Below are 25679 nucleotides of genomic sequence, written 5' to 3'. Positions count from 1 at the left end.
CTTGAAATAAAATAACAATATATACTGGACTTTCAAACTTTAGAGTGTTAAAATCTAAAAGTAAAGAAACCTGACAATTGAGAGGTATATTATGAGTAAGAATATTAGAAGAACGGAAGTAGATCATTTATTTGAAGCTATACTTACCTTAAAAGATAAGGAAGAGTGTTATACTTTTTTTGAAGACGTGTGTACAATTAATGAATTGCTATCAATATCCCAACGATATGAAGTGGCAAAATTATTAAGAGAAGGACAAACATATCTTGATATTTCAAATGCTACAGGAGCATCAACAGCAACCATTAGCCGAGTTAATCGCTCACTTAATTATGGAAACGATGGATATGACTTGGTTCTTGAACGTGTTAATGAACAAGAGGCTGAAAATAAAAACAATTAGGTAAATATTTAAAAGAGACATTCTTTATTAAAAAAATAATCCCGTAAACGTACAGGCAAAATGTATGTTTACGGGATTATTGCGTTAATATTATTTTTCGTTATTTTCTGTGTCAGGCAATGAGTCGATTAATTTTTCGATAACAATTTTTCTAACGAAAGTGTCGTAACTTAACATTGTAATCAAGCCCATTGTTTCAAGATATTCTTTATCTTTAACATTTGCGTCTTTGAAAATTTCACGACATTCATTATATTCAGTTAAAATACTGTCAGTTAAATTGCACTGTTTGGCAAAAGTTAAAAAAGTATTTATTATATTTTCAAGAGGTATTTCTTCGTTGTGAAAATATGAATCCAGCAATGGAGTAATAAGTTTATTTACATCATTGATGGAAATGATATTTTTGAAAAAATAAATCATAATAAGAACCATCATGTGGTCTTTTGTGTATTTTTTCTTTTCAGGTGATGGAAGCAGACGACTCTTGACATAGTTATTAATCATTGTTTTAGTCATAAGCTTGTCATCTTCGTGCCTTTTAGTATTGGCAAATTTATCATTAAGATAGGTAGTTACCTGATCCATATATAAATCAATGTTTGGAATATCATCAATATTAAAGGTGTCTATATCATCTAGTATCTTTTTAATAAAATCTTCTGAATGCATAACGTCTCCTCCTTTCTATAGTATAATACCTAGTAATGAAAACTACAAGATATAAAAAATAAAACTCATCATGTAAAAAATAAATACAAGATGTGAAAAAAGTATAAAAATAATGCATAAAGTAAAAAAATATGTATTAATATGTTTTTCAAAATATGGAGAGATGGTACAAAAAAGGGTTATGTGAAATTATATAATTTGATTAAATAAAATAATTAGAGAAAAATGGGAAATAATTAGGGGATATGATTAGAGAAAAAAACTAAAAGAAAGAATTTAAATTGTAAAAAATGAATTTATTTATTATTAGGATTATGTTAGAATAGAGAGACAAACATTTGTTTGATTTTTATATGACGAGGTTTATAAATGAACAAAATATATGATACTTTAAATGACATGCAGCAGATGGCAACTTTTCACACAGATGGACCGTTGCTGATTCTGGCTGGTGCAGGTTCAGGAAAGACAAGAGTTCTTACTCATAGAATTGCATATTTAATAGAAGAAAAAAGTGTGAATCCATACAACATTATGGCAATTACATTTACCAACAAGGCGGCAGCGGAAATGAGAAGTAGGGTAAATAAGATTGTTGGTTTTGGTGCTGAGCAGGTTTGGGTTAGCACTTTCCATTCAGCCTGTGTGAGAATTCTTAGAAGATATATAGATAGAATTGGTTATAGCACAGATTTTACAATTTATGATACAGATGATCAGAAACGATTAATGAAGAATATTATCAAGGAACTTAACCTTAACACAAAGATTTACAAAGAAAATGCTATGCTTGGAAAGATATCTGATTTTAAAAACAAGCTTATTACCACAGGTGATGTGGCGGCAATGGCAAGAAATGATTTTAAGATGGTTAATATTTCTAAGATTTATGATGAATATCAGGAAGCCTTGAAGAAAAATAATGCGTTGGATTTTGATGATTTAATAATGAAAACAGTGCAGTTGTTTAACAAGTGTCCGGAAGTTTTGGAAGGGTATCAGAATCGACTTCAGTATATTATGGTGGACGAGTATCAGGATACTAATGCGGCACAGTTTGCTTTTATTAAACAGTTGGCTTCTAAGAATCAGAATTTATGTGTAGTTGGTGATGATGACCAGTCTATTTACAAATTCAGAGGGGCTGATATTACAAATATTTTGCAGTTTGAAAAGTATTTTCCAAATGCAAGGGTGGTCAAACTGGAACAGAATTACCGTTCTACAAAGAACATATTAGAAGCTGCCAATTCGGTTATACATAACAATGCCGGAAGAAAAGACAAGACTCTTTGGAGTGACAATGAGCAGGGAGATAAGATTGATTTATATCAGGCAGAAGACGGTTATGCTGAAGCAGAAATGGTTGCAAGTGAGATAAAGGAAAAAGTAGATTACGGAAAAGCAGATTATAATGATTATGCAATTTTGTACAGAACTAATGCACAGTCAAGAGCTTTGGAAGAAAAATTAATGATGAAGAACATTCCTTATAAGATTATTGGTGGTCAGAATTTCTATCAGCGAAAAGAAATTAAGGATATTATTGCATATTTAAGGATTATAAGTAATCCAACAGATGATATTGCAGTAGAGCGAATAATAAATGTTCCAAAAAGAGGAATAGGTGCAACAACTGTTGAGCGTGTGAAGGATTACGCAAGAGCATACGGAATGGATTTGTATGATGCTTTTTTAGAAGTTGAGAATATTCCGGGACTTTCAAGAGCAGTTTCGAAAATTAAAGGATTTACTAATTTAATTGAAGGTTATAAGACAGAAGAATACGAGAATGATATTCTAAAATTAGTAAATGCAATCTTGACAGACACAGGCTATATGGGTGATTTGGTTGCTGAAAATACTGACGAGGCAAATGGCAGAATTGAAAATATTGAAGAATTAATTAATAAAATTATTGAATATGAAGAAAATACTGATGAGCCTGTTTTATCAGAATTTTTGGAAGAAGTTGCTTTAGTGGCAGAAATCGATAATCTTGATGAAGACAGTAGTTATGTTGTGCTAATGACAGTTCACAGTGCAAAGGGATTGGAATTTCCGTATGTATTTTTATGTGGAATGGAAGACGGATTGTTCCCAGGCTATATGAGCATTATGGCTGATGATGCACAGGAATTAGAAGAAGAGAGACGACTTTGCTATGTGGCAATAACAAGAGCCATGAAACATTTGACAATTAGTTACGCAAAGAAGCGTATGGTTCGTGGAGAAATGCAATATAATATTGTATCAAGATTCGTTAAGGAAATTCCGCCAATGATTGTTAATAGCAAGAATGTGACAGATACAAGAGCAGCAGGTGTTGAGAAGAAGCAACCTTCATTTAGTGGCTTTGGCGGTTATGAAGGTTCACTAAGTCATGGCGGTGGTTATATGGGAAGTTCTAAGAGATATGGAAGTGATTCGAAAGATAACTCATATCGAGCTATGTCCAAGAAGCCTGCTTATGGTAAACCAAGTAGCAAACCTAGCTTTGGAAAAGAGTTTGTAGTAACCAAAGCTGACATAGATTATCATGTTGGAGATAGAGTGAAGCACATGAAGTTTGGTGAAGGAACAGTGCTTGGAATTGAGGATGGACCTAGAGATTATCAGGTAACAGTTAATTTTGATTTAGTAGGTCAAAAGGTTATGATGGCATCATTTGCTAAACTTAAAAAAGTGTAGTAAAAGACTATGATTGATGATATAATATTACTATTAAAAACGAAATTAAACAAAAAGAGGTGAATAATATGGACGAATTAATGAAGGGTGTAAAAATCGGAAAACTCATTGGAAAAGATGAGAAGAAGGAAACTTGCAAAATCGTAGCAGTTGTTCTTGGTGTTATCGCAGCAATTGCAGCAGTAGCAGGTGCAGCTTATGGAATTTATAGATTAATTAACAAAGATTATTATGATGATTTCGAAGATGACTTTGATGATTTATTTGATGAAGATGAAGAAGATGAAGATGATTTTGAAGATTAATCGTTTTTCTTTGAATAGTTAATCTTTATGAAAGAGTTTCAATATTGGTATGTTTCTTATGGAAGAATTTTTATTACAGATTTTTTATTTGAAAGTATCATTTTGAAACTCTTTCTTTGTAAAAATAAAGGATTACAGTTAAAATTCTATTTTGGTAAATTAATAAAAATCAGTTAAAAATTTGATTGATAAAAGAAAAGAAGTAAGTTAGAAGATTAGTAAAAAAATCAGATAAAGGGAACCAGTTAAAAAATAGCAAACAAATTGTTAAGAGATATTGGTTGTAAAAATAATATTAATAGATTAGTTGATACTTTAGTATTTTAGAGAAAGGAGAATAATCCATTGCTTATGAAGGAGAGTGGATTATGTAAGATTATATAGATGAAAAAAGGTGTTGAATACACAGGAAAAGTTGTGGGACTTACATTTCCTAATAAGGGAAAAGTTGATTGTAGAGAAGAAGGAATGGCAGTAGTTAAAGGAACAGTACCGGGACAAACTGTCAAATTCGTAGTTTCAAAAAAGAGATCAGGAAATGCCATTGGAAGATTAAAGGAAGTTGTTGAAAAATCTGAACTTGAAGATGTTTCTCCAAAGTGTCCGCATTTTGAATTTTGCGGTGGCTGTTCTTATCAGACAATGAGCTATGACAACCAGTTAAAATTAAAGAAAGATACAGTTAAGGGAATTCTTGATAACGCAATTAATGAGTCATACGAATTTCAGGGGATTTTGCAAAGTCCATTGCAGTGGGAGTATAGAAACAAGATGGAATTCTCTTTTGGAGATGAAGTAAAAGATGGTCCACTTGCTCTTGGAATGCATAAGCGCAATAGTTTCCATGATATTGTGACAGTTGATGAGTGTCAAATTGTAGATAGTGATTACAGAAAAATTCTTGATGCTGTGTTGGAATTTTGTGCCGGTAAAGAATTACCTTTTTACAAAAAATTACGTCATGAAGGATATTTAAGACACCTTTTGGTAAGAAGAACAACAGTTACAAAACAGTTACTTGTTGCGGTGGTCACAACATCGGACAAGGAAATGGAAGAGAAGGCAAACTGGACTGAGTTAGTTGAAATTTTAAAGAATCTTGATTTGTCAGCAAAACTTTGCGGAGTAATACATATTATTAATGACGGTTTGGCTGATGTGGTTCAAAGTGACGAAACAAGAATTTTATTTGGTGATGAATATATTTATGAGGAGTTGCTTGGATTAAGATTTAAAATTTCAGTTTTCTCATTTTTCCAGACAAACTCTTTAGGAGCAGAAGTTCTTTATTCTAAAGCAAGAGAGTACATTGGTGACACTAAAGATATGACAGTGTTTGACCTTTATAGTGGAACAGGAACAATCGCCCAGATTATCGCACCTGTTGCTAAAAAAGTAGTTGGTGTTGAAATCGTTGAAGAAGCTGTTGAGGCGGCAAAAGTTAATGCAGGCTTAAACGGTCTTGATAACTGTGAATTTATAGCCGGTGATGTTTTGAAAGTTATAGATGAAATTGAGGACAAGCCGGATATGATTATTCTTGATCCACCACGAGATGGAATTAATCCAAAAGCATTGCAGAAAATAATTGATTTTGGTGTAAATAATTTGGTTTACATAAGTTGTAAACCTACAAGCCTTGCAAGAGATTTAGAAATGTTACAGGAGCAGGGATATAGAGTAGAAAAGGCATGTGCAGTGGATATGTTTCCTAATACGGTGCATGTGGAGACGGTGGTGAAACTTAGCCGATAAATAAAGGAATTCCGTGGATTTGGAAATCCATCGGTAGCTCCCACTTAGGTGGGAGTTTTTTATGGATGCAGAAAGATAGACAGACAATTAGCAAATAGGAAAAACTAAGGATGCAGTAGTAAAAGTCAGATTGCTATTTAAAGAAGGTGTACAATCCTTTGGCTATGGCACAAGCAATAAAAGTATTATTGAATAAAAGAACAAGGAGGAGAAGGTATATTAATAAATGATTAATGAGCCATTTCGATATACTGAGAATGAAATATGTGGATTATTTGTGGAGCAATCAGCATTATATTTTGTATTGGTGGTTGGATATTAAAAATTAAAGAAAGTGATAGGGCGGTATTATCAGCAGTCTGCTCGTTAGCATTTGCGATAGCTACACTTTTGGTTCAGTACAAAATGGCATTAAATTGGGTTAATAAAAAAGACTGGACAGCGTTAATGGATATTATGCCATCAACGCTTGTAATATTGTGTGTGTATGCTGTCGTTTTGATTTTGGCAAATGTGATTACAATTGCAGATAAGAAAAATAATAATTGCCAATAGTGGTAATTATGGAAAAATAGATGTAGATGGGTGCAGGATAAAAAATTAGATTAATGCTAGATGAAATGAGGAGATAGCAATGTAAAACACTGAATTAAAAATAAATTTGCAGGATACAGAATGGAAACTTGCTTATATTAATCATGACAGAAATATAGCTAGAGCAATTGTTTATGATGAAAAAGAACAATTTTATTTTGTAAGAGCAGAACGTGATGATGATTTTGGAAAAGCAACATTGATTGAAACGGCAGGTGGGGGTGTTGAAGAAGGAGAAAATTTAACAGACGAAATGTACAATCAACATATTAATTTTTGAGAAAAATAGTACAATGACATATTATGTCCTTGTGTCAAACTACAATGAAAATGTAAAAGTTAATGATTTGTGTCAAAGATACGGAGGAATAAATATGGCAAAAAAGGTTAGATTTCCATTAGAAATGGAAGATGGTGTTGAAGTAAGAAGTATGGAAGAATTACGTGATAATTTTTCATTATCAAGAGTTTTGGGATACTTTAATGACGGAAGGCTTGTAACATGGCTTCAGGACAGGTATGAAAATACTATTGCAGAAGAAATCAAAGCAATTAATCCAAACGAAGAAGATGTTGAAAAGAAAATTTGTGAAGTTTTAGATGTAAAATATGATGAAAATACATCTGAAGAAGAAGGTATGGCTGAAGAAAGAAAGCGTAAATTAGAGCTGCTTAAGGAATATCCTGATACTATGAAATATGCAAAGAATGTTGACTATGTAGCTTTTGATCAGGACGATTTATATGATTTACTTGATGAGAACGCAAAAGAAATTTATTTGTGTGGTAAAAGATTTTCAGTGCCGATATCTAAAGGTAATACAAAGTATATTGGAATTATTGATGGAGTTGAGGTTGTGATAGAGGCAAAACAGCCTGTTGATTTTGAATCAAAATCCATTTCATTTGTAAATTGTCAATTTGATGAGAAATATAGGAAGATAGTAGGCGCAGAAGAAAAGAATTTGTCAGTAATAGCAGAGAACAAAGAAAGCAAGGCGGATAGTAAATTTGATATCTTTAATGATATTTTTGATTCAGAATCGGAATGCCAAGAAAAATCGAATGATAGTCAAGCATTAAGTAATATTGATTTGGATGAGATAAGCGAATTTGTGGATAACATAAGTGAAATTTTAGAAGAGTTTGTAGATGAAGCATTTGAAAACGAAGAAGAAGGCTTATATGAATATGACGGTTCTATTGAGTGTGAGGCTGATGATTACAATGATTCGGGTTATTACATAAAAGCGAAAGCAAAAGCTGCATGTAAGGAGGAACTGTCAAGAGCAGTATCTGAAGTTAAAGGATTATATGAGAACGTAAAAAAAGAATTAATAGATACCACAGAAATATGCTATAAAGAATTAACATTTTCAATTGCAGCATTCTTGAAAAATGTATTTTTTGAATCTTGTGAGGCATTTGCGGATGTCTATTGTACAGGCAATACGAAAGGGTACGTTGAAAGAAAAATTGATGATTTAAAGACTTCAGTTAATAAACCAGACGAAAGTTGGGAAGAACAAATCCAAAAAAAATGTCAAAAAGCATTTGCAGAAGCTATTGAAAAATCGTTCGATGAAGAGGAAAAAGAAGTACCTGGTATTAAGGAATTATTTGAAAAATGCGAATATTGTGAAGAGTATGAAGACGATTATAGTTTTTATATTGATAGCGCATGTGAGAGTTTAGTTGATGCATATGAAAGTATTATTTATGACGCAGAGGCCGATTTCCCGAATGCTGTATATGAGTCATACGTTGAAGTAATGAATGAATATGTGAACAATTTAGAAGAATGGATAGGTAGTTTTCAAAATCGAAAAACTGTTACCGGGAGAGAGACGATTGAAAGGATGATAAAAAGACTTAATATGCAAAAATGTTAGAGCACATAAAAGAAAAATATAGATTTAGTAAGTGATTTGGGCGACCATTCGTTTTCAAAAAAGTTGAAAATGAATGGTTGTTTTCTTTTTGAAATACTTAAAAAAAATGTCAAAAATCAAATTGACACTAAATAAAATTAATGTTATTGTTGTGACAAATATCAAAGTGGCACAAAATAAACTAAGAGGAGGTAGCTATGATAAAAACATTGGAGGAAGCATTAGAACGCATTAAGAAACTGGAAGAAGAGAACAAGAAGTTGTTGTCTGAGGTGGAATATTATAGAAATAGGAATTATGGTGGAAGAAAGAAACATAACGAAGCATGGATGGCTGCTTATAATGATTTTGCCAGCAAATATGAGAGTGGTATGACTATTAACGAAATTGTAGCAGAAGGCGATATTAGTAGGAGAACTGCATATCGGTATAAAGCTTATTATGATGAATTAAAAAGTGTGAAGGAGAAAAAGTAGCATATGGAAGAAAAACAAAATTCAAGAAATGTATCTATTGTTAAAGATTTAAATGGAAATAATATTGTTATAATTAATGATATTGTTTTTAAGGGGAAAAAATCCATTGGTTGGAAAGATGTTGAAAAATATTTGATGAGATATGTTGGGGAATTGTACACAATAGCAGCTACTAACGAAGTGGTTTATATAGGAGCAGATTTGCCAGATGAGTATGCACATTCAGAATATACTAATATTTTAAAGGGTGCAAATGCTAAGGCTAAAGCCAATGCAGTACAAGGTATTCCCGAATTAATTAAAATTTCATCGGGATTAAAATATTTTCCAAATAAAAAGAAAAAACATAATAACGATGCAAAATATGGTTGGTATAGGTATGAATCAAGATTCGCATTACCTGTATTTGGTGAAGATGGTGAGATATTGAGATTTAATGTATTTCATGTGGCGATGTTATTGCGTCATGCTAGAGATGGAAAGAAATATTTATACGATATTATGAATATAAAAAAAAAACGAGCAACCTTTTCCAGTCACAAGACCTTACTCAGTGAGAAAACCCATTCCTTAGGTTAAATGGTAGCAGTTTATTTTACAATTGTCAAGATGGAAACAAAAAAGAATAGTGATTGTTACAGAGCAGATATAAAAGTTAAGAGCAAATGTATTAATAAATAATTATGAAAAATAATAAGGTTAGGGAATAGTTGAAGAAAAATAACAGTCATATTAAACTTTATGCTATACTGTTTTTAGAAACTTATTTATCCATATTATAACTGAAAAAGGATTAACATAAACAATGAAAGTATCACAAATCACCAAAGAACAAATCAACGATGAACTTGTAGACAAAATATTATATGAAGGAATGGAATATAAGCAACAGCCGATAGACGTTGCAATAATATTAGGAAGTAGCAAGGCCCATACATATAGACTTCCCTATGCAGTCAATGTTTATAAAAAAGGATTAATATCAAAAATCATAGTGTCAGGTGGACGTGTCATTGAAAGCAGTGGTATAGGAGAAGGTGAATTCTTAAAAGAAAAAGCAATAGAACAGGGTGTTGATAAAGAAGATATTTTCGTTGAAAGAGAAGCAATGACAACGTGGGAAAATATGCAATTCTCACGTGAAATAATTATAAAAAATGGATTGTTAAAAGAAGCTATGAATGTTGCCATTGTTACATCGTCTTTTCATATGAGACGAAGTCTTGTGATAGCAAAAAGAATTTTTGAAAATGATAATGTTAAAATAATTTCGCTACCCGGCGAGGATAATTCTACAAGGAGAGCTAAATGGTTTACCAATGATAATGGTCGAGCAAGAGCGATTGGTGAAGTGGAGAAGATAATATATTATGTTTGTCAGGGAAGAATTGACGATTTTGAAATAAGACAGTTGAAATAAGATTATAAAAATTATCGGACCTAAATCTTAAAAAAGGGAGGAATATCAAATGGAAAAAATAATAGTTGACGACGGACAAAAATTTGATTTTGGAAAAACATCAAAAGAGTATGGAAAGTATAGAGACATTTATCCAAAGGAATTTTTTGATAAATTGTATGAACTTGGAATAGGAAAAGAAGGAAGCAATTGGCTTGATTTAGGCACAGGCACAGGTGTGGTTCCAAGAGGAATGGCTAAATATGGTGCAAATATTACAGCCACAGATATTTCAAAAAGTCAAATTGAAGAAGCAAAATTGCTATCTCAGGAAATGCCTAATATCAAATATGAAGTAAAATCGGCAGAAGAAATAAATTATCAGGAAAATTCTTTTGATGCGATAACGGCATGTCAGTGTTTTTGGTATTTTGATCCTAATATTATTGTTCCTAAAATAAAATCAATGTTGAAGTCAGGTGGAATTTTTCTTAAGATATACATGAGCTATATGAAAGAAGAACAAATCACGCAGGATTCGAATGCATTAGTGAAGAAAATTAATGGCTCATGGAATGGAGCATCTGCGTCCATAAAAGATTTGAAAACTCATTATTTTGACAATCCGCATATGGATACTTTGATTGTAGATTTGCCGTTTACAAGAGAAACATGGCATGGAAGAATGATGGCAAGTAGAGGTGTTATGGCATCTATGGATGCAGAAAAAATTGAAAAGTTTGATAACGAACATATGGCAATGTTACAGGAAAAATATCCTGAGAAATTTACAATAAAACATAAATTATTTTTAACTTGGTATTATATGTAGCATAAGTTTTATAATAAAAGAACAATAGGGTTAGCAAGGAGTGGTGAATGATACAGAAATACTTGCACAAATTCATTATATGTTAGTATATCGTGATTATCAGGACCAGAGTATTGTAGGAAAAATGATAGAATACATAAAAGAAAAATATAGATTTAGTAAGTGATTTGGGCGACCATTCGTTTTCAAAAAAGGTTGAAAATGAATGGTTGTTTTCTTTTTGAAATACTTAAAAAAATGTCAAAAATCAAATTGACACTAAATAAAATCAATGTTATTGTTGTGACAAATATCAAAGTGGCACAAAATAAACTAATAGGAGGTAGTCATGATAAAAACATTGGAGGAAGCATTAGAACGCATTAAGAAACTGGAAGAAGAGAACAAGAAGTTGTTGTCGGAGTTGGAATATTATAGAAATAGAAATTATGGTGGAAGAAAGAAACATAACGAGGCATGGATGGCTGCTTATAATGATTTTGCCGGTAAATATGAGAGTGGTATGACTATTAACGAAATTGTAGCAGAAGGCGATATTAGTAGGAGAACTGCATATCGGTATAAAGCTTATTATGATGAATTAAAAAGTGTGAAGGAGAAAAAGTAGTATATGGAAGAAAAACAAAATTCAAGAAATGTATCTATTGTTAAAGATTTAAATGGAAATAACATTGTTATAATTAATGATATTATTTTTAAAGGTAGACAAAATATTAGTTGGAATGATGTTGAGAAATATTTAACTAAGTATGTGGGTCAATTTTATACAATTGCAGATAGCAAGGAGGTAGTGTATATAGGTTCAGATCTTCCGGATGAATATGCCCATTCAGAATATACAAATATCTTAAAGGGGGCAAACGCAAAAGCAAAAGCCAATGCAGCACAGGGAATACCTGAATTAATTGAAATATCAACGGGAAAGAGATTTACGCCAAATACAAAGAGTAAACATAATAATGATGCAAAATATGGTTGGTATAGGTATGAATCAAGATTTGCTTTGCCTGTATTTGAAGATGGTGGGGATATTGTAAGGTATAATGTATTTCATGTAGCTATTGTATTTCGTCATTCAGAAGATGGAAAGAAATATTTATATGATATTATGAACATAAAAAAAGAAACGAGTAGCCTTTTCCAGTCATAAGACTTTACTCAGTTGAAAACTCATTTCTTGGCTAAATGGTAGCAATTTTTTTGAGAATTGTCAAGATAAAAATAGAAAGTTATTATTAAATTTACTTGAAATTGAAGAAAAATAACAGCCTTTATATTACTTTATGTTATACTGTTTTAAAAGAGTATGTGTGGCTTAATTCACCCATATGAATGTTACAATAAGATTATAAATAGCAATAAGAGAGGACGCCAATGCTGGATAAAGCTAAAATAATAATGAAGATAATTCCATATCAAGATAAGTATAGAGATGACCTTATTTTTATGATTCTTGAAGCAAAAAATGCTTTAGGAAGAGTGCCGGGACTTAATGAAGATTTACTGGATATCCAAAAAAATTATAACAAAAGAACAGGAGTAGCAAATGAGAACGGAGCAGGTAACGCTTACCAACATGTGTATGGTGTATGATGACGACGGCAATGTGCTTGTACAGGATAAAGTTGACAACGATTGGGGAGGCTTAACATTTCCGGGTGGTCATATTGAAAAGGGCGAATCTTTTGTGGATTCGGTCATACGTGAAGTATACGAAGAATCAGGGTTGAAAATAGAAAATCCACGAATTTGTGGGACAAAGGACTGGATGGAAAAAGATGGCAGCAGATACATAGTTGTTTTTTATAAGACAAATAAGTTTAGTGGAGAGCTAAAATCTTCTGAGGAAGGAGAAGTAAAATGGATTCCACTGGAGGAGATGAAAAAAGGAAATCTTGCAATGGATATGGATGATATGCTGAAAGTTTTTCTGGAAGATGATATTAGTGAGTTCCATTACACTGTGGAAAATGGTCAATGGAAACACGAACTAAAATAGTAAACAAAATAATGAAAAGGATGGTGAAGAAAATGTTATTTATTTGTTACCCAAAATGTTCAACATGTAAGAAGGCTAAAAAGTGGCTTGATGAGCATGGTATAGAATATACAGAACGTCATATTGTGGAGAAAAATCCGTCTTATGATGAATTGAAAAAATGGTACACCGAAAGTGGATTGCCATTAAAGAAATTTTTCAACACAAGTGGGATGCTTTATAAAGAAATGCATCTTAAGGATAAGTTACCAACAATGAGCGAGGATGAACAATTACAGTTATTGTCGACAAATGGTATGTTGGTAAAACGTCCGTTAGTTGTGGGTGAAAGTCAGGTATTGACTGGATTTAGAGAAGCGGAGTGGACAGAGAAACTTCTGTAAAGAAAGATTTTAGTGTTCGATTTGCTTTGGTAAAGAAAGCTTCAAAATATAAATTACTGAAAAATAGATTTAAAGTTTCAGAAAATAAAGATGGAGCAAGTATAAAATCATATACTGTTAATTCGGATGATGTCATTGAATATGGTGGAGTAAAATACATAGATGCAGATGGATATTTATCTAAAGGTATCACTTTTTACTGGGAAGAAGATGGTGGAATGGAGAAGGCAGGAACTATAAAGGATATTGCATATAATAAAGATATTAATGGATTTGAATGTGAATACGCCATTAAAGTAAAATATGTTGGAGAAGATGCATATTGGAAAGATGGTATAAGCTTTCTAAGAAGCGCCAAGATAACAGGAGGAGACACAGTGTATTATGTAGCTTTGTTTGATTCTAAAAGAACTATAAAAAAAGAGAATTTAGATTAATAAAAAACAGAGCAACTTCAAGAAAGGTTTATAAAAAAGAGGTGCAACCATGAAAACAAGAAAACAGGCAACAGATTTTGGTTTAACATTTGAAAATACATATTTAGACACACCTTTCAAAGACACTAATTGGCAACTTATAAGAGTTAAAGGCAGCAAAAAGGCATTCCTTTGGGTGTACGAGAAAGATGGCTTTGTGAATTTGAATGTAAAAGTAGACCCCCAGTGGAGAGATTTTTGGAGGCAGACTTATGAATCCGTAATCCCCGGTTACCATCAGAACAAGGAACATTGGAATACTATAATTTTAGATGGAAGTGTACCTGATAAAGAAGTAAAAAGAATGATAGCTGAAAGTTACGATATTATCACTGACAGTCCAACCAAGAGAATATATGAAGCTGTAAAAAAGATACCGAAGGGTCATGTAGCAAGTTACGGCAGAATTGCCGAGATGGCAGGAGAACCGAAAATGGCAAGAGCTGTTGGCAACGCACTACACAAGAATCCGGACCCGGAAAACATACCTTGCTTTAGGGTGGTTAATTCAAAAGGAGAACTTTCGGGAGCTTTTGCCTTTGGCGGAAAAGATGAGCAGGCTAGACGGCTTATTAAGGATGGCGTTGAAGTTGTGGATGGAAAAGTGGATTTGTCCAAGTATGGAATATAAAAATTGTTAAACCGGGAAAGTACAGAGTAGTTGCAGAGATGTCATTTTACTCTTACTTTGATTGGCATAATTGCCCAAGTCCGGAAAGAATTTCACTCACTATTAAAAAGAAACCAGTTAATGGTGTTAATGTAACAGAAACTAAAGGATTGAAAAGTCAGAAAGTTAGAGTAAAATTCAAAAAAGTTGCAGGTGCAAAGAAATATCAGGTTAAAATTGGTGGTAAAGTAAAAACAATTAAGAAAACATCTTATTTATCAAAAAAGTTAAAAGGTGATAAATACTATGGTATTTCTGTTCGTGCAAAAGTTGGAAAAAAATATGGTCCATGGAGCCCTAAGAGAAGAGTTTGGGTTAGAGAAAAATAAATATAAAAAGTATTTGATTATATAAGTTAAATATTGAAAAAAGAGGTAATTATGATTTGATTATGAAAATTGTAATTACCTCTTTTATTGTGCAGAAAAAAATCTTACATATCACTCTTCTCAGTATTCTGGGAACAAATTACAGCTGGTAGTGAGTTATACAAAATAACTGAAAAATACTCAAACAATTCTGTTGGGTCGCATTTGTTTGGATTCTGAAATAAGTTAATTAACATACCAGCCAATGCTTCAGTATAAAAATTGCATAAGAAAAACCTAAAATGGTCGGTTATTTTAGCATTGTATTTTGCTTCTGTATCTCTAACAATATTTGTCCGTATTTGCACAAATTATGCCATGTCTTATTTTGGCTACTTACAAGTGGCTTGATAAATTTGAATACATACCATTTGTGCCATCATTTAAAGGTTTCGGAAATGTTGTAAGAAAAGTAATGATACCTGTTTTCGTAATATTCGTCATTGTAATTGTGCCATCATTTTTAGCATCAAATTCGAACAGTTTTAGTTATGGGGCATCAAAGATTTTTAATGAGAAAACAAAAACGGGAGCAGATACGGCGAAGATAGAAAAAGCATTATATCCTATGTTGATGCAGTAGGTGCATTAGATGTAAAATTAACAAAAGAAAACGTTGATTATTTAGAGGAGTTATATGTGCCACATCCAATTGTAGGGGCAATAAAAACAAATCCAAAACAAGGCGTAATGTTGTTAGATGAAAAGAAATAACATATTTCAGAATAAAAGATTATTCATAAGGTGTTATCTTAGACGAAATGTGGTAAATTATTTAAGTAGAGGAAAAATATTTATTATTGAAGATAGAAAATAATTCTTAAATAAGATGAAAATAATTCTTAGAGAAGACGAACAATAATTATTTTAGTAGAAAACTTAAATAACAGAAAGAAGGTAAATTTTATGAAAATTAAAACAGCCCTTATAACAGGTGCAACATCAGGTATTGGAATGGAGTTTGCAAAGAGATTTGCAAATATGGGCTACAGACTTATTTTAACAGGAAGAAGAGTGGAGCGTTTAGAACAGTTAAGCGAAAGTCTTAGCGTTCCATGTAGAATAATTCCGGCAGATTTGTCAAAAGAATCAGGCTGCTATGAATTGCTTGAAGAAATAGCAGATGAAGATATTTATGTATTTATTAATAATGCCGGATTCGGTGACTGTGGAAACTTCAGTGACACAAAACTTGAAAAAGAACTTTCAATGATTAATGTAAATATTAAAGCAATGCATATTTTATTTAAGAAAGTCCTTAAGAAAATGCTTAAGCAGGGACATGGAAGAATTTTGAATGTGGCATCATCAGCAGGACTTCTTCCGGCAGGCCCTTACATGGCTACTTATTATGCAACAAAGGCGTATGTAGTTAGCCTTACCAAAGCAGTGGCACAGGAATTAAAGGAAAGAAAAAGCAATATATATGTTGGCGCTCTTTGTCCGGGACCTGTTGACACAGAGTTTAATGACAATGCAGATGTAGTTTTTGCATTAAAGGGAATCACAGCAGATTATTGCGTTAAGGAAGCTTTAATGGGAATGAAGTATAGAAAGACAATAATAGTGCCATCCTTAAAAATGAAGCTTGCCGTTACAGGACAGAAACTTTTACCGGAATGTATTTTACTGAAAATTGTTGCAAAACAACAAAAAAGAAAACAAGGCAAATAACATTTGACATATACCCATAGGGGGTATATAATTTCCTACATAAAGAATGTTTAGGAGGTTATTATGATTAAGACAACATTAGGAATAGATGGTATGATGTGTGGCATGTGTGAAAGCCACATGAATGATGCAATTAGAAATAATTTCAAGGTAAAGAAGGTTAATTCTTCACATGCAAATAAGACTACAGAAATTATTTCAGAAGGTCAGTTAGACGAAGATAAGTTAAAGCAGGTTGTTGCTGATACTGGTTACACAATGACATCTATTAATACAGAAGAATATGAAAAGAAAGGTTTTTCATTATTCCACAGAAATTAAGAGTTAAAAAATAATGACAGAAATTAATATTAATGTTAAAATGTCCTTTGGCGCTTTTTTGCGCTAGAGGATTTTTTTCATATAATAGAAAATTTCAAAGAAAGGATGCCCTTGTGGCAATTTAACAGTTACTGTTAAAACAGGGACAAAAGATGCAGGAAAGAGAAAAATTAAAATCACGATTGGGATTCTTGCTAATCTCAGCAGGGTGTGCCATTGGTATTGGTAATGTATGGAAATTCGCTTATGTTGCAGGACAAGGTGGAGGTGGAGCTTTTGTATTAATATATTTAATATTTTTAGTTTTACTTGGTCTTCCTATTATGACAATGGAATTTGCCATAGGTAGAGCCAGCCAGAAAACACCGGTAAGAGCTTATAAAGCATTGGAAAAGCCAAAAACAAAATGGCACATACATGGATATATAGCGTTAATTGGTAACTATGCACTTATGATGTTTTACACAACAGTTGCAGGTTGGATGCTATATTATTTTTATTTAACAGCTACAGGAAAATTTGAAGGGTTAGATTCAAAGCAGGTTGGAAATGTATTTAATGAAATGTTAGGACAACCTGTAACCATGGGTGTGTGCATGGTAATTGTTGTAGCAGTTGGAGTTTTTATTTGTTCAAGAGGCTTACAGAACGGACTTGAAAAAGTAACAAAGGTTATGATGGTGGCATTACTTTTAATTATGGTAGTGCTTGCTGTAAATAGTTTCTTTATGGATGGAGCAAAAGAAGGGTTAAGCTTTTACTTAATTCCAGACTTTGGAAGAATGAAAGAAGCAGGAATTATGAACACCGTTGTTTCGGCAATGAATCAGGCATTCTTCACTTTAAGTGTAGGTATTGGTGCCATGGCAATTTTTGGAAGCTATATTGGAAAAGACCGTTCATTGTTAGGGGAGTCAGTTAACATTGCCTGTCTTGATACATTTGTGGCACTTACATCGGGCTTAATAATTTTCCCGGCTTGTTATACATTTAATGTTAATCCAACTCAGGGACCAAGTTTGGTTTTTATCACACTTCCAAATATTTTTAATAATATTCCATTAGGAAGAATGTGGGGAAGCTTGTTCTTTGTATTTATGACATTCGCAGCATTTTCAACAGTGCTTGCTGTATTTGAAAATATTATTGCATGCGTAAGCGAGCTTACACACTGGAGCAGAAAGAAATCAAGTTTTATAAACTTTATCGTTATTACTTTATTATCACTTCCATGTGTACTTGGATACAACGTATGGCAGTGGAAATGGTTAGATGTTTTTGGTGGAGCAATACTTGATTTGGAAGATTTCCTTGTAAGTAATATTTTACTTCCACTTGGCTCATTAGTATTCCTTTTATTCTGTACAAGAAAATCAGGCTGGGGTTGGAACAATTTCAAGGAAGAAGCAAATACAGGAAAAGGTGTAAAAATACATAATTGGATGAGAGCTTATTTAACATATGTATTGCCACTTATAATCATATTTATTTTCGTAATTGGAATATATAATAAATTTTTCGGAAAATAAAAATAGCGATTTACAAATAGCAAAATAATTATAAGTAGAATGTTAAAATGTTTTGGAAAAATAGCTTGCAGATGAATCTGCAAGCTATTTTTTTATGTATTAAGAAATGTAAAAGAAAAATACAAAAATTGTAATCATTGTAAAATAACTCTTTAAATATAAAAAGGGAATGTTCTAAATACTTATTCTTATTTTATTTTTTTCTTACAAATATCTTCAAGACAGCATTTATCACAGTGTGGAGTAGTTCGTGCAGTGCAAACTTCTCTTCCATGATAAACAAGTCTGTGGCAAAAATCACTTCCCTTTTCAGGTGGAATAATTTTCCATAAAGCCATTTCAACTTTTTTAGGTTCCTTGATTCCGTCTACAAGACCGATTCGGTTACAAAGTCTGATGCAATGAGTGTCGGTTACAATGGCAGGTTCACCAAAAACATCACCCATAATCAAATTAGCACTTTTTCTACCAACGCCAGGTAGTTTAAGTAAATCTTTCATATTGTCAGGAACTTTGCAGTTAAAGTCATCACGTAACATTTTCATGCAAAGACTAATATCTCTGGCTTTGCTTTTTCCAAGGCCACAAGGTCTGACGATTTTTTCGATTTCTTCAACCGGAGCATCGGCAACGGCTTCAATAGTTGGATATTTTTCGTAAAGAGCCGGCACGATTTTGTTGACACGTTCATCGGTACATTGTGCAGCCAGTCTTACGCTGATTAGTAACTTCCAGGCATCATTGTAATCTAAGGTGCAGTCTGCGTCAGGATACTCCTTTTCCAGTCTTTTTATAACTTCTAATGCTAAATCTTTTTTTCTCATAATATAATCCTTCATTTGTTTTATTAATATTAGAAATTATATCATAGCTTTAATAAATATTTCATAGTAATTTAAGTTTTTTTATTTTAAAAGAGTGTTATAATTAAAGATATAAAAAAGAACGTACCATAGTGATTTTTAGTCACGGAAAGGAGCATATATGGTAAATAGAATTATTTTAAATGAAACATCTTATCACGGAGCAGGAGCTATTGGCGAGATAGCTACAGAAGCAAAAGGAAGAGGCTTTGCAAAAGCATTTGTTTGTTCAGACCCGGACTTAATTAAGTTTGGTGTAACAAAGAAGGTTTTAGATGTTTTAGAAGGGGCGGATTTAGCATATGAGGTTTATTCTAACATCAAGCCAAACCCAACAGTTGAAAATGTAAAAACAGGTGTTGAAGCATTTAAGAAATCAGGTGCGGATTACATAATTGCCATTGGTGGCGGTTCATCAATGGACACAGCAAAAGCTATAGGAATTATTATTAATAACCCTGATTTTGCAGATGTTGTAAGCTTAGAGGGCGTGGCACCTACAACTAAGCCGGCTGTACCTACTTTTGCGGTACCAACAACAGCAGGAACAGCAGCAGAAGTTACAATTAATTATGTAATCACTGATACTGAAAAGAATAGAAAGATGGTTTGTGTAGACCCACACGACATACCGGTTGTTGCGTTTATTGATCCGGACATGATGTCATCAATGCCAAAAGGACTTACAGCAGCTACAGGAATGGACGCATTAACACATGCAATTGAAGGCTTTACAACAAAGGCTGCTTGGGAAATGACCGACATGATGCATCTTAAGGCAATTGAAATTATATCAAAGAGTTTAAGAGGGGCAGTAGAAAACACACCTGAAGGAAGAGAAGGTATGGCTCTTGGTCAGTACGTTGCCGGCATGGGATTTTCAAATGTAGGTTTAGGAATAGTTCATTCAATGGCACATCCTTTAGGCGCTGTTTATGATACACCACATGGTGTTGCAAATGCCATTATTTTGCCAACTGTAATGGAATATAATGCAGAAGCTACAGGCGACAAGTATAAATATATTGCAGCAGCAATGGGCGTTGAAGGAACTGAAAAAATGTCTGTTGAAGAATACAGAAAAGCAGCAATTGATGCTGTAAAACAGTTATCAAAGGATGTAGGAATTCCAACAGACTTAAAGGAAATTGTAGATCCAAAAGATTTAGATTTCTTAGCACAGTCAGCTTATGATGATGCATGCAGACCGGGTAATCCAAGAGATACATCTGTAGAAGAAATTAAGGAATTATATAAGTCATTATTATAATTTCGCGACTCATTATTGGACCTTAATAGTATAGAGGGCAGAAGTAAATATAATTTCTACCATAAGGTAGTGAGTGAACAGGAAGCATTACATGCAACTCTTCTTCGAAAAATGAGAAAGAGTTGCATGTTGATGATTAAATGAAATTACATAAAAGACAAGGCAATAGAAAGAGGAACATAATGGAAAATAACAAAGTACAATTTACAACATCCCAAATGTTGAAGTGGATGGAGTATGTAGCTGATTTGAAGGAAGTTAGTCCTGAAAAAATTAAAATGTTAAACACATGTGGAAAAAGACGTAACATTTTGGCAACAATCGCTACACACAAAATGATTTTAATTTTTGCTGATGAAACACACAGCAATGTGTTATATAAATGTTGGGAAGCAGGATATGGTGATTATGAAATGTACTATGGTACAGGCTATGAACCATCAGAAATGAAACACTGTAAGGTAAGCGACTTAATGGATGATGGAATTTCAGGTCCAACAGTTATTTTTATAGTTAATGAAAATACAAGAGAATCAATGATTTTCGGCATGAAGAATGATAATTTTTCAATGGGAACTGTAAAATACGTTGGTCACGAAATCCGTTCAGTAATTATGAATAAGTTGGAATTAGACGTAAGTGACGTAGCGTTAATGGTAAATTCAGAAAGTATAGCTATTGAATCCTCAATGGTTGCTTATGAAGGCGTTATTATTGCTGATGAAAGAGATGCAGGTTCATACAGAACAATGGAAGAAAATGTGGACAAATTTGGTGTACATAACATTGAGATTATCTCTGATTTGAAAGAGGAAACTTTAAAGAATCTGCCAACACCAAGAATTGCTTTTATTGTTGCAACTAAAGAACATATTGAGGATGATATTGTAAGTTTGCTTGCAATTAATCCTAACATTAAATTCATGTTCTACACATTGGAGTTGGATATTTTATCAGACATTAAATACATCCTTGAAAAACATGGAATTAATGTAACTGAGGTAATGCAGATAACAGTATCAAAAACAGACAAGAACAGCATATTTGTGGCACAACCATCACCATGGATTATTACAGGTGAAAAATAAATTACAAAATAATAAAATATAAAATTATAAAAACTGTGTATTAGTTAGTGAAAGAATTATGTAACTAGCTGATGCACAGTTTTTTGTTTAATAAGAAATTCCTTCATAAATTCTTATTACATAAATGAATGGCCCACTAGGGAGGCACCCTGGTGCAGGAAGAAAATAGTTGTGAACGGTGGCATAGCGGGGGCAAAGAATTACGCCAGTGATTGGTTTTGTTCTAAATTAAGTGCGTTCAGAAAAAAAGAAACATAAAAATATGTTGACTACACAAATAAAACGTGATAATATACAAACACCGAATAAATAGCAACGTAGTGTATATGATAAAACAAAGCAAGGAAAATGTGATTTTTGTAGCTGGTTAGTCTATTATAAAAATCAATCCCCTAAGGGCAATTTATTTGGAATAAAAAAGGAGGTGAATATATATGGATGTATTCCTACAAGAACACGGAAAAACGATTTTTATCGCAGTTTGTATTCTACTGTTAGTGGGTGTTGCCTATGTCATAGGACCGATTATCAGTAATGCAGTGAAGGACGTTGTAGAGAGCTACTCATCATCTGTAACATTTGGTTCAGTAGCCGGGAAGATTCCTTCGGGAAAGTAAAGAAATAGCATTTGTGTAACAATTAATATTAAGAGGTCAGGAGTAGAAAGATGAGAAAACTGTCATTACCGGATAGAGCCTTTGGCGATTTATTAAAATATATATTAGACGATAATATAACGGACATTAATTGGAGTAGGGAATTATGGATTAATCATTTGGAAAAAGGAAGATATAAAGTTAACAATTTCAAATTAGATGATATTTTTATAAAACAGTTTTATACACGAATAAGCAACCTAATGAATGTTCAGTTTAATCAAAATAACCCTTTATTAGAAGCGGAAACAGAGAATTTAAGAATATCCATACTACACGACTCTGTGACGAATACAGGAATAAGTATTAGTATTAGAAAAACTCCGGCAATAAGAAGAATTAATAAGGACAGATTAATTTCAGAAGAATATTGCACAGAAGAAATTGATGCATTTATGGAGAATGCAATACGAGCCCATTGCACTGTAATTGTAGGCGGGCTTCCGGGAGTTGGAAAAACAGAATACATAAAATATTTAACCGGTTATATACCGGCATATGAAAGAGTTTACACGATAGAAGATAATTTGGAGCTTAGATATGCGGCAATAAATCCGGATAAAGATTGTGTTGAAATAAAAGTAAGTGAAAACTTTGGTTATGCAGAGGCATTGAAGGCAAGCAAGAGACAGTTGCCGACTTGGGTTTTACTGGCTGAGGCAAGAGGAAAAGAAGTTAAATATCTTTTAGAAAATATATCAGCAGGAGTTCATTGTTTAACAACAATTCATCTTGATGATGCCGGTAAAATTCCTGACCGATTAAGAAACATGGGAGAAAACATAAATGAGAATGATGTGTATTCTTTTATAGATATTGGTGTGGTGTTACATTCAAATGTTAAACAGGGAGAAAAAATAACAAGACACATAGCTCAGGTTATGTGCTTATCAAGACATAACGAGAAAAATGAAAAAGTTATGATATATGAAGATGGAAAAATTTTAACTAAGGATATACCGGAAGATATTTTAAGAAAGTTTAAATTACAGGGTATTGATAATCCATTTACAAGATAGTAACAGGATGGATAGTTCCTTACTGGCTGTAAGGGATATTAGCCATAAATATATTGCAGTAGAAAAGGGAGGAAATGGGTGAAAGAAAAAATTTTACAGATAATAAAGGATTCGACGAAGATTCTGGCAGTAGTAATTATTGTGTGTTTAGTCTATAAACTAGATCCTTTATGTATAGCTGTTTGTCTGTTGGCAGCCATAGTATTTAATTTCTTTTTTCAAAAAGAAGAAAGAAAAAGGGAAGGTTATTTAAGAAAATTCCATGATGTGCTTCTTTACATGGAACAGATGATTTATTCCTTTAAGAAACAACCGAAAATACGACTTGCCCTGTCAGATGCACAGAAGGTAAGCTCCAACAGAATGAAAGAAATTATTGAGGAAGTTATAGTCAACATAGATTCAAAAATGACTGACAAAATATATGAAGAATCCTTAGAGATTATAAGACGGGAATATGATTGTAAACGACTAAGGTCCCTACATGAATTCCTGATTAAAATAGAACAGCATGGCGGTGAATACGAAAATTATTTGGATATTCTTTTAGAAGACATAAAAGAGTGGGGCGATAGAACATCTCTATTTATAAAAAATGTAAACAGAGTAAAAAGAAACGTAATAATATCTATATTTTCAACGCTAATAACCTGTGGTTTTATGGCATATTTAATACCGACAGAATATAGATATACAGACCATATTGTTTATCAGATTTGTTCAACTATTGTAATTTTATTAATGTTATTTTCTTATTTTCTTATTGTAAAAAAATTAAACCTTGACTGGATAAAGGAAAAACAGTCTCTGCAGGATAACATGGTTGTGAAATATTATATTTTAGTTGAGAAGGCATATTATGACAAAGAAAAATTAAGCATTACGGAAAGACTTACATACAAAAAAGCAAAGAAGACTTTAGAAAATGAAATTAAGAAAGTTTTTCCTGACTGGATAAGAGAAGTGGCAATTAATTTACAGAATGAGACAGTGCAGTCGGCAATAGAAAATTCTTATGGAAATCTACCTTTTGTTTTAAAAAGACCGGTTAGAAAACTACTAATAGATTTTGAGCAATATCCGGTAGGAATTGAGCCTTATGATAACTTTTTACGAGAGTTAGATTTGGAGGATATTAAATCGTCTCTTAAAATGTTTTATTCAATGAATCAGTTAGGAAAAGAGCAGTCAGAAAAACAGATTAATTCTATTATTGACAGGAATAATAAGCTTACACGACAGAGTGAGCAAATGAAGAATAATGACAAAATAGGAGCGGCAACAATGTTTACGGCAGTTCCAATGACAGTTGGCGTAGTGAAAATTATGATCGACATGATTTTAATGATTATTGTGTTTACCTCGTCAGTGGCAAATGTTATCAATGGTTAAGGGGTTAAGGAAGGTGGTGAGCAAGTGAAAATATTATTATCAGAGGCAGGTCAATGCATAATATATGGAGTTTTATTTGTGATTATAATAACAGGATTTTACCAAATATTAGAAAAAATAACAGGTTAGTTTTGTTAAAGATATTTGAAAAATGGGAAATAGAAGAAAAAAAGAAGACAAAAGAATTAGGCAGAAGATAGAAAATCGGCAATAGACAATAGAAGATAATAAATAATAGGAGAAGGGAGAAAAGGTTATATGGAAGAATTTTTATCAGAACATGGACAAACATTAATTAGCGGAATTATATCGGTATTACTTATTATTTTGATTTTGGCAGCCATGGCAGCAGTAGGAAATATGGATGAATATGAGATAAATTCTGTTATTGGAAAGTAATATATTAGCATTTTAAGAAGATAGAAGATAAGGAAATAAAAGATGAGGAAATAGAAGATGTTAGTAGTTAGGGAGAAATATAAAGTGTTGTTTTTTGAAAAAACAAAAGATGATTATTAGAAAGTATAAGGTGTAAGGTGATTAGGTATGGAGAATTTTTTAAGCGAGCATGGAGAAATAATTTTATATGGTCTAATTGGAATTATGGTTGTTGTAATAACCTGTGGGTTATGTAAAAACAAATGGAACCAAATAACACCTGAATACAAAAATGAAAAAAGTCAAAGCAATGAAAAATTTTTAAAAGAAAGTAAAGACAAATATCCTGTTATTGAAGGCCAGGAGGTTATATATCTTGAGTATTTAAGTAAGGAATTTGATTATTCAAAATATATTAAAGCAAAAGATTATACAGGAAAAGACATATCAAACAAAATCAAAGTATACGGAAATATAGATTTTGAAAAAAAGGGAATTTATAAACTGAAATGTGTTGTTAAGTCAGACAATGGACTTACATGCACAAAATACATAAACGTAATAGTGGAGTGAA

At 32.4% G+C, this 25679-nt stretch carries 34 protein-coding genes; 32 read left to right on the top strand and 2 right to left on the bottom strand.

Features of this window, described 5'->3' with window-relative positions; all coding sequences use genetic code 11:
* Positions 1-91: 91 nt before the first annotated feature.
* Positions 92-403, top strand: coding sequence for a YerC/YecD family TrpR-related protein (locus ACQY63_RS05740; protein ID WP_299056801.1), 312 nt, complete (start codon positions 92-94; stop codon positions 401-403).
* Positions 404-493: 90 nt separating this feature from the next.
* On the opposite strand, the gene ACQY63_RS05735 is transcribed toward ACQY63_RS05740, so the two are convergent.
* A complete protein-coding gene (locus ACQY63_RS05735; protein ID WP_428244863.1) occupies positions 494-1075 on the bottom strand; it encodes a DUF1836 domain-containing protein in 582 nt (193 codons plus the stop codon).
* 369 nt (positions 1076-1444) lie between these two features.
* Between ACQY63_RS05735 and pcrA the strand changes: the two genes are divergently transcribed.
* The 23 genes from pcrA (at position 1445) to ACQY63_RS05620 (ending at position 18439) form a co-directional block, all read left to right on the top strand.
* The gene (gene pcrA, locus ACQY63_RS05730; RefSeq protein WP_022164519.1) at positions 1445-3766 is read left to right on the top strand and encodes a DNA helicase PcrA; all 2322 of its coding nucleotides are present in this window, start codon (positions 1445-1447) and stop codon (positions 3764-3766) included.
* Between the two features lie 68 nt (positions 3767-3834).
* A complete protein-coding gene (locus tag ACQY63_RS05725; protein WP_022164518.1) occupies positions 3835-4071 on the top strand; it encodes a hypothetical protein in 237 nt (78 codons plus the stop codon).
* 384 nt (positions 4072-4455) lie between these two features.
* Positions 4456-5826, top strand: a complete 1371-nt coding sequence (gene rlmD / locus ACQY63_RS05720) for a 23S rRNA (uracil(1939)-C(5))-methyltransferase RlmD (RefSeq protein ID WP_428244862.1) — start codon at positions 4456-4458, stop codon at positions 5824-5826.
* A gap of 264 nt (positions 5827-6090) precedes the next feature.
* On the top strand, positions 6091-6381 hold the full coding sequence (locus ACQY63_RS05715) for a hypothetical protein (protein ID WP_022164607.1): 291 nt from the start codon (positions 6091-6093) through the stop codon (positions 6379-6381).
* A gap of 106 nt (positions 6382-6487) precedes the next feature.
* Positions 6488-6700 (top strand): hypothetical protein, encoded by a 213-nt coding sequence (locus ACQY63_RS05710; protein ID WP_302690220.1) that lies wholly within the window; start codon positions 6488-6490, stop codon positions 6698-6700.
* 94 nt (positions 6701-6794) lie between these two features.
* Positions 6795-8312 carry a hypothetical protein gene (locus tag ACQY63_RS05705; protein WP_428244861.1) on the top strand — a complete coding sequence of 506 codons (1518 nt, stop codon included), beginning with the start codon at positions 6795-6797 and terminating at the stop codon, positions 8310-8312.
* Between the two features lie 197 nt (positions 8313-8509).
* On the top strand, positions 8510-8788 hold the full coding sequence (locus tag ACQY63_RS05700) for a resolvase (protein ID WP_428244859.1): 279 nt from the start codon (positions 8510-8512) through the stop codon (positions 8786-8788).
* A gap of 3 nt (positions 8789-8791) precedes the next feature.
* A complete protein-coding gene (locus ACQY63_RS05695) occupies positions 8792-9367 on the top strand; it encodes a hypothetical protein (RefSeq protein ID WP_428244858.1) in 576 nt (191 codons plus the stop codon).
* A gap of 226 nt (positions 9368-9593) precedes the next feature.
* The gene (locus tag ACQY63_RS05690; protein WP_022164699.1) at positions 9594-10208 is read left to right on the top strand and encodes a YdcF family protein; all 615 of its coding nucleotides are present in this window, start codon (positions 9594-9596) and stop codon (positions 10206-10208) included.
* A 49-nt stretch (positions 10209-10257) separates the two neighbouring features.
* The gene (locus ACQY63_RS05685; RefSeq protein ID WP_022164698.1) at positions 10258-11019 is read left to right on the top strand and encodes a class I SAM-dependent methyltransferase; all 762 of its coding nucleotides are present in this window, start codon (positions 10258-10260) and stop codon (positions 11017-11019) included.
* A gap of 43 nt (positions 11020-11062) precedes the next feature.
* Positions 11063-11185, top strand: coding sequence for a hypothetical protein (locus tag ACQY63_RS05680; protein ID WP_428244857.1), 123 nt, complete (start codon positions 11063-11065; stop codon positions 11183-11185).
* Between the two features lie 162 nt (positions 11186-11347).
* Positions 11348-11626, top strand: a complete 279-nt coding sequence (locus ACQY63_RS05675; RefSeq protein WP_302690074.1) for a helix-turn-helix domain-containing protein — start codon at positions 11348-11350, stop codon at positions 11624-11626.
* Between the two features lie 3 nt (positions 11627-11629).
* The gene (locus ACQY63_RS05670) at positions 11630-12169 is read left to right on the top strand and encodes a hypothetical protein (protein ID WP_428244856.1); all 540 of its coding nucleotides are present in this window, start codon (positions 11630-11632) and stop codon (positions 12167-12169) included.
* Positions 12170-12393: 224 nt separating this feature from the next.
* Positions 12394-12612: a hypothetical protein gene (locus ACQY63_RS05665; protein WP_022165574.1), complete on the top strand. Its 219-nt coding sequence runs from the start codon at positions 12394-12396 to the stop codon at positions 12610-12612.
* Complete coding sequence (locus tag ACQY63_RS05660; RefSeq protein WP_022165575.1) at positions 12566-13018, top strand: 8-oxo-dGTP diphosphatase; 453 nt, start codon at positions 12566-12568, stop codon at positions 13016-13018. The genes ACQY63_RS05665 and ACQY63_RS05660 overlap by 47 nt, the downstream gene beginning before the upstream one ends.
* 32 nt (positions 13019-13050) lie before the next feature.
* Positions 13051-13401, top strand: coding sequence for an arsenate reductase family protein (locus tag ACQY63_RS05655; protein ID WP_022165576.1), 351 nt, complete (start codon positions 13051-13053; stop codon positions 13399-13401).
* On the top strand, positions 13380-13838 hold the full coding sequence (locus ACQY63_RS05650; protein WP_428244855.1) for a hypothetical protein: 459 nt from the start codon (positions 13380-13382) through the stop codon (positions 13836-13838). Before ACQY63_RS05655 ends, ACQY63_RS05650 begins: the two co-directional genes overlap by 22 nt.
* Positions 13839-13887: 49 nt before the next feature.
* The gene (locus tag ACQY63_RS05645; protein ID WP_022165578.1) at positions 13888-14508 is read left to right on the top strand and encodes a methylated-DNA--[protein]-cysteine S-methyltransferase; all 621 of its coding nucleotides are present in this window, start codon (positions 13888-13890) and stop codon (positions 14506-14508) included.
* Between the two features lie 38 nt (positions 14509-14546).
* Entirely contained in the window at positions 14547-14876 is a 330-nt protein-coding gene (locus ACQY63_RS05640; protein ID WP_022165579.1) for a hypothetical protein, read from the top strand.
* A gap of 352 nt (positions 14877-15228) precedes the next feature.
* Positions 15229-15498 carry a hypothetical protein gene (locus ACQY63_RS05635; RefSeq protein WP_022165580.1) on the top strand — a complete coding sequence of 90 codons (270 nt, stop codon included), beginning with the start codon at positions 15229-15231 and terminating at the stop codon, positions 15496-15498.
* A 323-nt stretch (positions 15499-15821) separates the two neighbouring features.
* Positions 15822-16589, top strand: coding sequence for an SDR family NAD(P)-dependent oxidoreductase (locus ACQY63_RS05630; RefSeq protein WP_022165581.1), 768 nt, complete (start codon positions 15822-15824; stop codon positions 16587-16589).
* A 63-nt stretch (positions 16590-16652) separates the two neighbouring features.
* Complete coding sequence (locus tag ACQY63_RS05625) at positions 16653-16910, top strand: heavy-metal-associated domain-containing protein (RefSeq protein ID WP_022165582.1); 258 nt, start codon at positions 16653-16655, stop codon at positions 16908-16910.
* A gap of 152 nt (positions 16911-17062) precedes the next feature.
* Positions 17063-18439, top strand: coding sequence for a sodium-dependent transporter (locus tag ACQY63_RS05620; RefSeq protein WP_022165583.1), 1377 nt, complete (start codon positions 17063-17065; stop codon positions 18437-18439).
* Positions 18440-18627: 188 nt separating this feature from the next.
* Here the strand turns inward: ACQY63_RS05620 and ACQY63_RS05615 are convergent, their stop codons facing one another.
* Positions 18628-19263, bottom strand: coding sequence for an endonuclease III domain-containing protein (locus ACQY63_RS05615; RefSeq protein ID WP_302690084.1), 636 nt, complete (start codon positions 19261-19263; stop codon positions 18628-18630).
* 160 nt (positions 19264-19423) lie between these two features.
* On the opposite strand from ACQY63_RS05615, the gene fucO reads away from it, so the two are divergent.
* The 8 genes from fucO (at position 19424) to ACQY63_RS05575 (ending at position 25678) form a co-directional block, all read left to right on the top strand.
* Positions 19424-20572: a lactaldehyde reductase gene (fucO, locus tag ACQY63_RS05610; RefSeq protein WP_022165584.1), complete on the top strand. Its 1149-nt coding sequence runs from the start codon at positions 19424-19426 to the stop codon at positions 20570-20572.
* 182 nt (positions 20573-20754) lie between these two features.
* Positions 20755-21660, top strand: coding sequence for a hypothetical protein (locus ACQY63_RS05605; protein ID WP_022165585.1), 906 nt, complete (start codon positions 20755-20757; stop codon positions 21658-21660).
* A gap of 434 nt (positions 21661-22094) precedes the next feature.
* Positions 22095-22277, top strand: a complete 183-nt coding sequence (locus ACQY63_RS05600; protein ID WP_022165586.1) for a hypothetical protein — start codon at positions 22095-22097, stop codon at positions 22275-22277.
* Between the two features lie 50 nt (positions 22278-22327).
* Positions 22328-23335 carry an ATPase, T2SS/T4P/T4SS family gene (locus ACQY63_RS05595; RefSeq protein ID WP_022165587.1) on the top strand — a complete coding sequence of 336 codons (1008 nt, stop codon included), beginning with the start codon at positions 22328-22330 and terminating at the stop codon, positions 23333-23335.
* Positions 23336-23413: 78 nt separating this feature from the next.
* On the top strand, positions 23414-24727 hold the full coding sequence (locus tag ACQY63_RS05590) for a hypothetical protein (protein WP_428244854.1): 1314 nt from the start codon (positions 23414-23416) through the stop codon (positions 24725-24727).
* A 53-nt stretch (positions 24728-24780) separates the two neighbouring features.
* Complete coding sequence (locus tag ACQY63_RS05585; protein WP_412334244.1) at positions 24781-24927, top strand: hypothetical protein; 147 nt, start codon at positions 24781-24783, stop codon at positions 24925-24927.
* Between the two features lie 58 nt (positions 24928-24985).
* The gene (locus ACQY63_RS05580) at positions 24986-25126 is read left to right on the top strand and encodes a hypothetical protein (RefSeq protein ID WP_022165590.1); all 141 of its coding nucleotides are present in this window, start codon (positions 24986-24988) and stop codon (positions 25124-25126) included.
* Between the two features lie 147 nt (positions 25127-25273).
* The gene (locus tag ACQY63_RS05575; RefSeq protein WP_022165591.1) at positions 25274-25678 is read left to right on the top strand and encodes an immunoglobulin-like domain-containing protein; all 405 of its coding nucleotides are present in this window, start codon (positions 25274-25276) and stop codon (positions 25676-25678) included.
* The last annotated feature ends 1 nt before the right edge of the window (position 25679 follow it).

It is taken from the genome of Eubacterium sp. Marseille-QA0814 (genome assembly GCF_965119675.1).
GTDB lineage: Bacteria > Bacillota > Clostridia > Lachnospirales > Lachnospiraceae > Eubacterium_G.
Note: the sequence above shows the minus strand (reverse complement) of the source record. Positions and strands in the feature narration are given on the sequence as shown.